Annotated in this window: 7 protein-coding genes; 2 read left to right on the forward strand and 5 right to left on the reverse strand. The window is 57.3% G+C overall.

All coding sequences use genetic code 11. The features are described from left to right. Nucleotides 1-740: 740 nt before the first annotated feature. Nucleotides 741-1,841, forward strand: a complete 1,101-nt coding sequence (locus tag AB1724_19405) for an HD domain-containing phosphohydrolase (GenBank protein ID MEW6079984.1) — start codon at nt 741-743, stop codon at nt 1,839-1,841. Between the two features lie 460 nt (nt 1,842-2,301). Here AB1724_19405 and AB1724_19410 read toward each other — a convergent pair whose 3' ends face one another. The 4 genes from AB1724_19410 to AB1724_19425 form a co-directional block, all read right to left on the reverse strand. Beyond that, on the reverse strand, nt 2,302-3,144 hold the full coding sequence (locus AB1724_19410) for a hypothetical protein (protein MEW6079985.1): 843 nt from the start codon (nt 3,142-3,144) through the stop codon (nt 2,302-2,304). A gap of 282 nt (nt 3,145-3,426) precedes the next feature. Continuing rightward, entirely contained in the window at nt 3,427-4,389 is a 963-nt protein-coding gene (locus tag AB1724_19415) for a glycyl-radical enzyme activating protein (protein MEW6079986.1), read from the reverse strand. Further along, on the reverse strand, nt 4,376-6,892 hold the full coding sequence (locus AB1724_19420) for a pyruvate formate lyase family protein (GenBank protein MEW6079987.1): 2,517 nt from the start codon (nt 6,890-6,892) through the stop codon (nt 4,376-4,378). The genes AB1724_19415 and AB1724_19420 overlap by 14 nt, the downstream gene beginning before the upstream one ends. Nucleotides 6,893-6,905: 13 nt before the next feature. Beyond that, on the reverse strand, nt 6,906-7,718 hold the full coding sequence (locus AB1724_19425; protein MEW6079988.1) for an enoyl-CoA hydratase/isomerase family protein: 813 nt from the start codon (nt 7,716-7,718) through the stop codon (nt 6,906-6,908). 191 nt (nt 7,719-7,909) lie between these two features. Here AB1724_19425 and AB1724_19430 point away from each other — a divergent pair, with 191 nt between their 5' ends. Further along, complete coding sequence (locus AB1724_19430) at nt 7,910-10,399, forward strand: MMPL family transporter (GenBank protein MEW6079989.1); 2,490 nt, start codon at nt 7,910-7,912, stop codon at nt 10,397-10,399. Between the two features lie 14 nt (nt 10,400-10,413). On the opposite strand, the gene AB1724_19435 is transcribed toward AB1724_19430, so the two are convergent. Then, nucleotides 10,414-11,478 carry a hemolysin family protein gene (locus AB1724_19435; GenBank protein MEW6079990.1) on the reverse strand — a complete coding sequence of 355 codons (1,065 nt, stop codon included), beginning with the start codon at nt 11,476-11,478 and terminating at the stop codon, nt 10,414-10,416. Nucleotides 11,479-11,584 lie beyond the last annotated feature (106 nt).

The following is an 11,584-nucleotide window of genomic DNA, read 5'->3' on the forward strand; positions in this document are numbered from 1 at the left end:
AAACGCCTGACGGCGTCACTACGAACGGGAAGGTGCCTGTAACGTGAGATGAGTGCTTGTTCGTAGTGTGCCCGTAAGGGCATCTTTAAAGCGAGGTTGTGCATACGCGAAGGCCAGAAAACGCCTGACGGCGTCACTACGAGCAGGAATGTGCCCGTAAGGGCATCTTGAAAGCGAGACAGGTATGTTTGTAGTGTGCCCGTAAGGGCATCTTTAGCGTGATGTTGTACATCAGCGGCGCCGGATGGATCCCCTCTCCCGGACCGCCCTGTTCAGGATCCATCCAGCACCTCGCGCACCTTACTGGCGAGGGATTCGGTTTTTCAGCTTCTCGGCCGCTGCTCCAATCGTCGGCAGATAGATTCTAAACGTGGTCCCCCTGTTCGGCTCTCTGTGGCACCACAGGACCTGTTCCATCACGTACAACAAGGTGGTTGCGCCGACGCCCGGGATAAAGGGCTTGAGCTTGAGGGGGGCAGGTTAGCGAAACAAGTCCTGTCCGGCAGAGCGCTTTTTATTCGGCGGAACCAGGATTATTCAGTGCAACATGCTTATATCGTTATATAAAAATTTAATGTAATTGTTTGGCATGATGATTGCTATTCATACGGGCGGCAATAGAAACAAGATAAAGCCCCAATGGAGCGCAGGAGGGAAGAATGCCACGGATCATCGATGATAAAATGATGTTAGTTGAAAATGAATTCGAACAATCGTTGATTGCGGAGACAGATAAATCGATGGTCCCTTTTCGCCCTCGCATTCTAATCCTTGAAGATGAGATCTCAATTCAAAAAGTGATCGGCCGGACACTGGAAACGGCACTTTATCAATACGACTCGGCTTTCTGCGCCGAAGACGCCCGCCGGTTATGCCAGACGACAACATATGATCTGGCCCTCTGCGATATCGGGCTGCCGGGCGAAAGCGGGATATCGTTTATCCACTGGTTGACCAGGGTTTATCCCGAGACCATGGTGATTATGGTAACCGGCTGTGATGATATGTCGGTGGCCGAGCAGACCTTGAATCACGGCGCATACAGTTATGTGGTCAAGCCGTTTTCAGGACGGACCCTGCTGATCAACATTGTCGGCGCTCTGAACGAGCGACAACGACATCTTAAATGCCGGCAGCAGACGAATCAGCTTCAGGAGGAAGTTTCTCTTCAGGCCATGGAACTGGCCGAAACCAACGCCCGGCTGAAACGGACCATGAACGGCGTTATTAAAGCCATGGCCGCCGCACTGGAATCCAGAGACCCGTACACCGTCGGTCATCAGCAACGTGTGGCCGAACTATCCATCGCCATCGGTAAACGATTGTGCCTGGACGAAAACCGGCTTGAGGCACTTTATATCGCAGCCATGGTCCACGATATCGGAAAGATATCCATCCCGGCGCAAATTCTCAGCAAACCCGGAAAATTATCGCCGATCGAGTTCGGGCTGATCCAGACGCACGCGGAAACGGGATTCAGAATTATGAAGGAAATCGATTTCCCCTGGCCTGTTGCCGATATTGTACATCAGCATCACGAGCGGATCGACGGCTCGGGTTATCCGCAGGGCCTGAAGGAAAGCGAGTTGATGCTGGAATCGAAAATTCTGACCGTGGCCGATGTAGTTGAAGCCATGGCCTCTCACCGACCTTATCGTCCGGCGCTGGGAATTCAGCTGGCGCTGGCGGAAATCACGGCCAACAGAAATCGTTATTACGCCGCCGATGTGGTCCATGCCTGTCTGGAAGTCTTTGCCAATAATAGTGAACATCAATTTGCATTTCCAGGGGGAGTCTGTTTTAAAGCATCAGAATCCCGTAATGATTTGTTTATTCAATAAAGTGTGCCCGTAAGGGCATCGTTAAAGCGAGGTTGTGCATACGCGAAGGCCAGAAAACGCCTGACGGCGTCACTACGAACGGGAAGGTGCCCGTAATGTGAGATGGGTGCTGTTTGTAGTGTGCCTGTAAGGGCATCGTTAAATCGAGGTTGTGCATACGCGAAGGCCAGAAAACGCCTGACGGCGTCACTACGAACGGGAAGGTGCCCGTAATGTGAGATGGGTGCTGTTTGCAGTGTGCCCGTAAGGGCATCGTTAAAGCGAGGTTGTGCATACGCGAAGGCCAGAAAACGCCTGACGGCGTTACTACGAACGGGAAGGTGCCCGTAATGTGAGATGGGTGCTGTTTGTAGTGTGCCCGTAAGGGCATCTTTAAAGCGAGACAGGTATGTTTGTAGTGTGCCCGTAAGGGCATCTTTAAAGCGAGACAGGTATGTTCGTAGTGTGCCCGTAAGGGCATCTAAAACGACGTCACCGCCGTCAGCGGGATTTCGGGGTAGATCTGGCCGTGGCAGGGAGGCATGGAGTTGTAAACCCAATCGATGTCGATGACGGCCATCGGCAGGCCGAGCGCGCCTTTTTGTCGGACAAAGTTTCCCCTGATCAGCACGTTTTCCATGACCATGGTCAGGCCGAATACGGCCACGGGCGCGCCATCCGGTATGGCGTCCAGTTCCCGGCCATAGGGGAAGCAGGTAAAGGCCAGCCGGCCGGAATCGGCCGCCTGGCACTGGACCACCGGCACCAGTTCCGGGAACCCATCCGGCCCGACCCAGGAGATGAACTTGAGGGAGGCCAGGTTGTTGAAAATGGCCCGTTCGGCAAAGGGCTTGAGCACCTGTCCGGGTTTATTCATGCTGAGCTTTTTTTTGGCCCAGCGGGTGTAAAGCGCCGACAGGATGATCCCCGGCAGGGGCAGGCTTTCCCGGCCGCTGGTTTCTATCAGGTCCAGGTAATGAACGGTGTTGATGCCGAAATAGGCGTTATAGCGGAACATGGGAATATTGTTGTAGGCTTCGTATTCCGGGCCTTCTTTTTTCAGATGGGTCCAGACCGCCCGGCCGCGCCATATTTTCCTGTCCATGGTGAGGATGAGAAAGGCCAGACGCGGATTCTGCTGGAGATATTCCTTGCTTTTGCCTTTGGAGAATTCCCCCAGGGTCAGCTGCGTCGGGCTGCAGGCCATGATGGACGTGATCAGGGTGATGTGGGGCAGTCCTTCCGGGCTGACCGTGGCCACCAGGCCGATCTTTTCCGCCGGTTTGAAGGCGTCGATGTCCTGGGGGGTAAAGGTTGTTGCCATTGGTGGTCTCCTTTTGACGGCCTAAATATTTTGCTCTGATTTCATTTAATAAGAGATAGGGTCCGAGGGGTCAAGGGTCCAAGGGTTCGAGGGAAGGAATAATTTCTGTTTGATCTGGATCCCCCGGTCAAGCCGGGGGATGACGCACAAAAAAGCAAGCCGGGGGATGACGAATAAAAATGTACGCCGGAGGATGACGAAACAAAAACGAAAAACTGGAGATAACGATTCAGATTTCATATCCTTCAACTCCTCAACACCTCAACGTCGCGCAGCGACATCTCAACCCTTCCCCGTCGCCCCGCTCCAGACGACGATTTCCGGGTTTACCCCTGACTTCCGGGCAACCGTAGCCAGGCGTTCCATGGTTTCGGCCGGGAGACAGGAGCAGCCCTCGAATGCCCAGCGGGTTCCGAGGCGCCGGTACTTGTCGGCGCACAGGTTGTTGAAGGCGCAAAGCTCCCAGCGGGTCACGGCTTTACCGCCGACGTCGGCAATATGGCGGCCGATGGCGGCGATATTGTCATCCTGATCCGTGGCGCCGGGGATGACCGGCGTGCGCACCCAGATCCCGGCCGGATAGAGATGACCGGCCGTGTAACCGGTGACATAAGCGAAGTTCTCCAGGATGCGGCGGTTGTCGCTGCCGGTCAGGTCCCTGTGGATCACGGGATCGGCGATTTTGAGGTCAAACAGCACCAGGGTCGCGTGGGGCAGCATCAGGTTCAGGGCTTCCCGGTTGCACAGGCCGCAGGTGTCCACGGCCGTATGGATGCCGTGTTCCCGCAATCGCGAAAGAAACGATGCCACGGCCGGGGCCTGCAGGGCGGGTTCCCCGCCGGACACGGTCACGCCGCCGGCCGATGTTTCGTAATAGGTCCGGTCCTTGAGCACCTCGTTGACCAGATCGTCGACCATCCATTGGGAACCGATCTGCTCCAGTGCCGTGGACGGGCACTCTTTCGCGCACAGGCCGCAGCGGGTGCATTTATCCCGGTCGATGATCATGCCTTCAGCGGTCAGGTCAAGGGCCTTTTCCGGACAGAGGTCGACGCAGGTCCGGCACCCGATGCAGCGCACGGCAAACCAGACGATTTCCACCAGGGGGGAAATGCTTTCCGGGTTGTGGCACCAGCGGCAGCGTAAGGGGCAACCTTTAAGAAAAACGGTGGTGCGGATGCCGGGACCGTCTTCCGTGGAAAAGCGCTGGACCTCGAAAACCGTCAGGACATCAGAGCCGCTCATGGCTGACCCGCTCGATGATTTCGTTCTGCAGTTCTCGTCCCACGGCGGTAAAATAGGCGTTGTAACCGGTGACCCGGACCAGCAGGTGCCGGTAGTCTTCCGGGTGCTTCTGGGCGTCCCGGAGCATGTCCGGGTCGACCATGTTGATCTGCAGGGCGGTGCCGCCGTTGCGGGCGTAAGCCTTGAGAAAAGCCTTGAATTTTTCCCGATGGGCCGGGTCCCGGACCATGGCCGGCTGAAAGGAGATGGTATGGCTGGCGCCGTTGGGCAGCATGTTGACGTATCCGTCCAGGTCGCCCTGGCCGTCCGGGCTCATGCCGCCCAGGGCCTTGCCCACGGAGTTGGTATTGGCCGTGGGGCCGTTGATGTCGGCGCCATTGGAGGGGCAGATGGCGTTGGAGAGAAATTGCCCCTTGCGGCGGCCGTCGGGGCTGGCCGCCATGACAAACCCGTCTCCGGCCCAGTAGTTCCAGCTGAGCATGCCCGGCCGGAATTGCCGGCCGGTGACGCGGGTCTTGTGTTTCCAGGTTTCGTCGCACCAGAGCGTCATCACCTCCCGGGCCATGGCGTCGGCCCGGTCGTCGTCCCGGCCGTACTTGGGCGCCCGGTTTTTCGCCAGGGTCTGCAGCATTTCATACCCTTCCCAGTTGGCCCGCAGGGCCCGGATCAGTTCGGCCATGTCGCATTTTCTGGCTTCAAATACCAGGTATTGAATGGCCAGCAGCGAGTCGACGGTGGTGGCGAAGGTGACCGCTTCCAGGGTGACAAAGCTGATCTGGGCGCCGCCCCGGGTGATATCCAGGCCCTTTTCCGCGCAGCCTTTGACCAGGCAGGAGAGGTAGGGCGTGGGGAAGTATTTTGCCCGGATGGATTCGCTGGTTTCATACAGGTCCACGCAGCGCTTGATAATGGCGGCGGTCTGAATTTTGTAGGCGTTCCAGAATTCCTCCCAGGCGGTAAACCGGGTGGCGTCGCCGGTGGCCGGGCCGTCCTGGCCGATTTTTTCGGTTTTGCCGGTGATGGGATCGGTAAAGGAGAGCAGGTCCCGGCCGTTGTTTAAGGCCAGCTCCACGGCCTTGAGCAGGTTCAGGTTGCAGTCCACCGTGCCGGAACGGTCGTTGCCGACCATGGTGTTTTCCAGGCACCCCACCGGCGCGTATTCATGGACATTGGTCTCATTGATTAAATGTCCCAGTCCGGCCAGGCGCGCCTCGCGCATCATGCCGGCCATGGAGCGCTCGTCGAAGTTGAGCAGGAACGGGGCCCCCTGGCTGGCGCCGACCATGTCCACCACCTTGTCCAGCAGGGCGTCGGGAGAGTGCCGGTGCAGGCGGATGTTGGGCTTGGGCTCCAGGATAGGGGACATCTCGTCGATGACTTCCAGCATGGCAAAGGTCAGGTCGTTGGTCATGTCCCGACCGTCCTTGCCCAGGCCGGACAGGGTGACGAGCTGGCCGAATCCCGAGGTGATGCCCTGGTAGCCGTTGCGGATCATGGCGTCATAGGCGGTGTTGCAGTGGATCCAGAAGCATTTTAGTATTTCCTTGCCGAACTCCCGGGACATGCCTGTTTTCAGAGAATTTTCCCAGAAGGGCAGCAGGTACTGGTCGACACGGCCGAAGGAGACGCCGGGACCGGGATAGTTTTCGTCGCTCATGACCAGCATGTGGTTGATCCACAGGGCCTGGACCGCTTCCCAGAAGGTGACCGGCGGATACCAGGGGACCCGGTCCAGGTTCCGGGCCATCTGGTCCAGTTCCCGGCGCCGGACCGGATCGGTTTCCCAGTCCGACAGGCCGCGACAAATCCGGGCATATTGCGCCGCCAGCTCCCGCGGCATGGAGGCCGCCGTGATCATGGCCCGCAACTGCCGGCCCCGCGGCCCCTGTCGGTCCTCCTCGGACAGGGCGGTGTAGAGCGCGCCCAGTTCGCCGGCAATGCCCTGCCAGCCGATCTGCAGGGCCCGTTCGTGGCCGGGGACCAGGTGGCCGGAGGTGGCGCCGGCATTGCCGTAGCCGTGGTCATGAAACCATTTCATGGCCGAACGGGCCCCTTTTTTGCCGTTGATCAGCCGGTTGTATTCGGCCTGCTCGTCTTTCGTCAGGCACAGGGAGGTCTGGAGGTTGAACCGTCCGCCGGCGATCAGGTCGCCGGGCAGGACCTCTTTGGGCAGATGGTTGACCATGACTTCCTTGACAAACCAGGCCCGCCTTTCCGGCAGGCTCTGGTCCCAGAAATTATCGGGCAGGGGTACGTTGCGCGCGGCCTGGCGGAAGGAACCGCCCATGGTGCGGATCAGGGGATAGGTCTCGGGCACGATATAAAACGTCATTTCATTAAATTGCGTGTCCCAGGCCGTGCCGGTGGACCAGGCGGTGAACTCGTTGTTCCAGGCCCGGTCCGTGCCTTTAAAATAATAATCCCGCAGCCAGGTGATGCGGTCGGAAAGCGCGCCGGGCGCCTTCAGTGATTGTTCGAATTTTTTCGCGGTGGCGGATGACATCGGTTCCTCCAGTTTAAATATCCGGAAACTTCGCCGCTCTCTTTTCCAGAAAAGCGGTGATGCCGTGAACGCACTCTCCGGATTCGACCAGGGCAACGGCCTCGTCCAGTTCCATGGCCAGGGATTGATCCAGGGTCATGTTCCGGCTCTGCCGGATGACGGCCAGGGCATGACGCACGGCCCGGGGACCATTGGCGGATATGGCTTGGGCCAGGGCCAGGGCGTCCTCCAGGCAGCGGCCTTTTTCGCTGACCCGGTTGGCGAAGCCGAGCTGCAGGGCTTCGTCGGCGGAGACTTTCCGGGCGGTAAGGACCAGGTCCGCGGCCCGGGCCGCTCCCACCAGCCGGGACAGGGCGGCGCCGCCGCCCCAGTCGGGCATGAGCCCCAGGCGGACTTCGGAAAAACAGACGACGGCGTCCCGGTCCATGACCCGCAGGTCGCAGCGGCTGGACAGTTCGGCCCCACCGCCGTAGGCCAGGCCGTTGATGGCCGCGATGATGGGGACGGGCAGGGCGACAAAGGCGTCGACCGCGTCCCGTACCACCTTCATGCCGTCGACCAGCCCCTGGTGGTCATTTTTTCCCATGGCCTCATGCATTGTCATGACCAGGGGGTTGTCGGGGTTGACGTCAAAACCGGCGCTGAAAGCCTTGTCCCCGGCACCGGTGATGACGACCACCCGCGGCATATTCGCCCGCAGCTCGCCGGTCACCCGGGCCAGCTCCGCGAACATGAAAGCGTTAAACGCGTTCCGTCGTGACGGCCGGTTGATGGTGATGATGCCGATTTTTTCTCTTATTTCCAGATGGATGCCTTCCGCTGACATGTTTCTCCTCGTTCCTTATTAATAATAATTATTCTACAGGGGCGCCATGAAAACAACAACAGGAAAATATTCAAACAATTAGCCGGCTTCTGTCCATAACTGGTTTTTCCCCGCTGATTATTTTCTTTTCTTTTACATTCCCCTGATTTATAGGTAGCCAATTTCAACACTCGCGAAAAAGGATGACGCCGATGTCCGGAAGAAACGAACGCATTGAGATGTTTTTCGAGAACATGGCCAGGACGCTGTACACCCATCGTTTCAAAACCCTGGTGATTCTCGTTCTCTGCATTGGCGCCATGCTCTGGCGGCTGCCCCATCTGACGGTGGATACCAACGCCGATGCCCTGCTCAAGAACGATGATCCGGACAAGATCGTTTATAATGAATTCCGCGAGCAGTTCGGCCAGGACCGGATGGTGGTCATTGCCATTACCTCCGACCATGTTTTCTCCGAAGACTTTTTCCTGAAATTAAAATCGCTTCACGATGATCTGGAGAAGAAGGTCCCCTATGTCGATGAGGTGACCAGCCTGATCAACGCCCGCCACACCTTTGGCGACGCCGACCGGCTGGTGGTGGAAGACCTGATGGACGGGTGGCCCGAGGAAAGGACCGTGGATTTTCCGGCACTCAAAGATCTGGTTTTAAACAATCCAACTTATCTGGATCAGATCATATCCCCGGACGGCCGCACCACCGCCGTGGTGATTAAGCCGGAGGTCTATCATGTAGAGGCCGCGCCAACCGCGGATGTCATGGCCGGTTTTGAAGAAAACGTCCCGGCCGCTGAGCCCGCCGCCCCGGTAAAACAAAAGTACCTGTCCCAGGAACAGAACGAGGAGCTGGTAAATGCCATCACCGCCATTGTAAAGTCGTATGAGGCGCCGGATTTTTCCATGGCGTATACCGGTACGCCGGTGGTGTTAAGCAAGTTCAATCAGTATACCATGAAGGACATGCGCCTGTGCTTCGCGCTGAATTTACTGGTCAACCTGGTTTTCCTGGCCCTGCTGTTCCGGCGCGTTTCCGGCGTGATCCTGCCCCAGATCGTGGTATTTACGGCCGCCTTTTCCGCCCTGGGCCTCATGGCCTGGTTCAATGTTCCGGTCAAGATGACCACCACCGTGCTGCCGGCCTTTCTGGTGTGCGTGGGAGTGGCGGACTCGGTTCATATTCTGGCCATTTTTTACAAACAGATGGCCCGGGGGCTGGCCAAAAAAGACGCCATTTCCTATGCCATCGGCCATTCCGGTCTGGCCGTGGTGCTGACCAGCCTGACCACCGCCGCCGGCCTGATTTCCTTTGCCACGGCCGATCTGGTGGCCCTGGGAGAACTGGGCTATTTCGCGGCCGCGGGCGTGATGCTGGCATTGCTGTACACCCTGATCATGCTGCCGGTCATGGTGGCGTTTTCACCCGTTAAAATACGACCTGTTAAAGAGGAGTCCGGCGAAAGGACCCTGATGGACCGGATCCTCCTGATGACGGGAGACGTTGCCAGCCGTCATCCCTTCAGCATCATTATCGTCAGCCTGATCCTGTTCGCCGTCAGCTATTACTACGTCTTCAACCTGCGCTATTCGGATTTCGTGGCCGGGTATTTCCCCACGTCCATGCGGGTCCGCCAGGATATCGACCTGATCAACGACCGTCTCAACGGCGCCCTGAACCTGGAAGTCCTTATTGATACCGGCCGGGAAAACGGTGTGTATGAGCCGGACATTTTGAACCGCATCGAGCGCCTGGCCCGGGATCTGGAGACCATGCATTTCCCGCACATCACCGTCGGCAAGGTGACCAGCATCAACGACATCCTCAAGGAAACCCATCAGGCCTTGAATGAAAACCGGAAAGATTATTACGTGGTTCCCCAGGACTACGACGTCATCGCCCAGGAGTTGTTCCTGTTTGAAAATTCCGGGGCTGATGACCTGGAAAAGATCGTGGATACCCAGTTTTCAAAGACCCGGGTCACGGCCAAGATCCACTGGGTGGATTCGGTTTATCTGAATCACTATATCGGTCATCTGAATCGTCACCTGAAGATTCTGTTCGGCGACCGGGCGAAAATGGAGATTACCGGTATGTCGGCCCTCATGGCCCGGAGCATAACGGCGGCCTTGGGCAGCATGGCCAGGAGCTACGCGCTGGCCTTTATCGTCATCGGCCTGATGATGATCTTTCTGACCGGCGAGTTGAAAACCGGCCTGTTCTCCATGATCCCCAATTTTATTCCAATTGTCATGACCCTGGGCCTCATGGGCGCGCTCAACGTGCCCCTGGACATGACTTCATTAATGATCGCCAGCATCGCCATGGGACTGGTGGTGGATGATACCGTCCATTTCATCTACAATTTCCGGAAATATTATCTGAAGACCGGCAATGCTTTCGCGGCGATCAATCTGACCCTGTCCGGCGTCGGCCGGGCCATGGTCATTACCTCGGTGGTGCTGGCCTGCGGGTTTTTAATGACCATTTTCGCCAACCTGTCCCATACCTTCCGTTTCGGCATCTTTACCGCCATTCCCATACTCTTTGCTCTGCTGGCGGATTTCCTGCTCCTGCCGGCCCTGATGATCGTCATCACCGGTTCCCACAATAAGCCGGAGGTGTTACATGCCCGGGATGAGGTGGTCGAACGGTTTTACCGGGATGCACGAACGGCGGAAGAATAAACGCGGCGGACGGGTTACGTGAAATCAGCCTCAATGCCCATGGCTTTGGCGCGCTCTATCCATTGCTTGCGGGCCAGCACTCTCATGTCAACGTCTTTGTCCGTTTCATCCACGATTTCCAGGCCTATCAGCGTTTCAATCAGGTCTTCGAGAGTCACCAGGCCTTCTGTGGATCCATGCTCGTTGACGATCATGGCGATATGCTGGCGGTTTTTCAAAAAACGTTCCAGCAGGGCGGTCAGCGATACCGATTCCGGAATCGCCATGAGGTCACGCTTCAGGGCCTTGAGCCGGTCGTCGCCGCGCTTTTGCGCCGCGGCAATCAGCACATCATCCTTGAGGATAAAGCCGACGATGTCGTTCATGTTGGATCGGTAAACAGGCAGTCGGGAGAACGGTGTCCGGGTGATCTGCGGTAAAGCGTCGGTGATCGTCATGTCTTCGGGAAGAGACGCCATTACCGATCGGGGCGTCATGATATCGGTTACCTTAATGGAGTCGAACCGCAGCAGATTCTGAATAATGCCTGACTCCTTGTCGCGCAGTTGGCCGGTTTCCGCGCCGGCCCGGGCCATGGCGATCAGTTCGTCTTTATTGAAGATGTGCATGCTTTTCCCGCGGGCGATGAATTTTGTCAGCAACTCGGAAACCCAGACGATCGGAAAGAGGACGACAATAAGGATGGTTACAAAAAGCGCGGCGGGTCTGACCAGCGCCTGCCAGTAGACGGCGCCGATGGTTTTGGGAAGGATTTCGGAAAGAAACAGAATCAGCAGCGTCATCAGCGCGGAAAACAGGCCAAACCAGGTATCGCCGAAAATAATCGTCGCCTGGGCGCCGGCGCCGATGGCGCCGACGGTGTGCGCGATGGTGTTCAGGGTTAGAATGGCGGAGAGCGAGCGGTCGATGTTGTCCTGTTTTAACCGCTTTAATTGCGCCGCCAGCTTCGGGTTCGTTTCTCTTTTCCCTTCGATATAGGTCGGCGTGATGGATAAGAGCACGGCTTCGGCTATGGAGCAGAGAAAGGAAAAGGTCAGGGCCAGCAGCACATAGACGGTTAACATCAGGACAGGCGTCATGGAATCAATCCTCTTTTATGGACTCCGGCTCGGAAGCCGGGGGAACGATATAAGGCAGATTTTGACTTTTTCCGAAGCCATCAAAATCCTCGTGAAAAAATGTTAT

This window comes from Thermodesulfobacteriota bacterium, from assembly GCA_040753795.1.
Classification (GTDB): Bacteria; Desulfobacterota; Desulfobacteria; order Desulfobacterales; family Desulfosudaceae; genus JBFMDX01.